The organism is Methylobacter psychrophilus (genome assembly GCF_025583945.1).
Classification (GTDB): Bacteria; Pseudomonadota; Gammaproteobacteria; order Methylococcales; family Methylomonadaceae; genus Methylobacter_C; species Methylobacter_C psychrophilus.
This window is the reverse complement of the sequence record NZ_JAOEGU010000147.1, coordinates 1-1,185: the sequence shown is the minus strand read 5'-3', so window position 1 is coordinate 1,185 and position 1,185 is coordinate 1. Positions and strand designations below refer to the sequence as shown.

1 protein-coding gene is annotated in these 1,185 nt (G+C 51.2%); it reads left to right on the top strand.

All coding sequences use genetic code 11. From position 1 onward, the window contains the following. Positions 1 to 37 precede the first annotated feature (37 nt). Positions 38 to 1,185: chemotaxis protein CheB (locus N7974_RS20575; protein ID WP_317451643.1), on the top strand; the 1,148-nt coding region annotated here is incomplete at its 3' end.

Here is a 1,185-nt window from a genome sequence, read left to right as displayed (position 1 = left end):
TAATCCCTGACCCAACCATCCAGACCAGGACATAGTCATGACGACTCGTAAGGACAACAAAAAAAATGCCACGAAAGCTTCCGGCGACGCCAAAACAAGCGACGCACAAGCCATAAAACCAACCAGCCATAAGCCGCAAGAACCGATTGAGAAGCCGGTTACCGTTTTCCCGATTGTTGGTATCGGTGCCTCGGCTGGCGGACTGGCCGCTTTTGAGGCATTTTTCTCTGGCATGCCCACCGACACCGACCCTGACATGGCTTTCGTTTTGGTACAACACTTGGCTCCGGACCATAGCAGCATCCTCACTGATCTCATCCAGCGTTATACGCGCATGAAGGTCTATCAAGTTGAAAACGGCATGCAGGTGCAACCCAACTGCGCCTATATAATTCCACCCAACCGCGATATGGCGTTACTGAACGGCACACTGCAATTGCTGATGCCTTTCGCGCCACGCGGTCAGCGCCTACCTATTGATTTTTTCTTTCGCTCACTCGCCCAAGATCAGCATGAACGGGCCATCGGCATTATACTTTCCGGTACCGGCAGCGATGGCACATCAGGCGCACGCGCCATCAAGGCCGAAGGTGGCATCGTTATGGCGCAGGATACAGAATCCACTGAATTCAACGGTATGCCCTGCAGCATTATTGCCACCGGCCTGGTCGACTACGTCATGTCGCCAGCCGAGATGCCCGCTCAACTCATCAAATATGTCAAGCATGCCTTTAGCAAACGCCCGGCGTTAATCAACACGACTGTGGTCCCCCCGCAGGCAATTTTAAACCAGATTTTCGTACTGTTGCGGGGCCAAACCGGTCATGACTTTTCCCTCTATAAACCCAAAACAATCTATCGCCGGATTGAACGACGCATGGCGGTGCAACAAATAGATAACATTGACTTGTACCTTCGATTTTTGCAACGGAATCCGGCCGAAGTCAATGCACTATTTGCCGACCTGTTAATCGGCGTGACCAATTTTTTCCGCGATCCCGATGCCTTCATGGCACTGGAAAAACAGATCATCCCGACACTTTTTCTCGAAAAACCCCTCAGTACCACGATTCGCATCTGGTCGCCCGGATGCTCAAGCGGCGAAGAAGCCTATTCTATTGCCATTCTTGTCCAAGAATATCTGGAGCTGACCCAGCAAAGTTACCAAGTACAAATTTTTGCTAC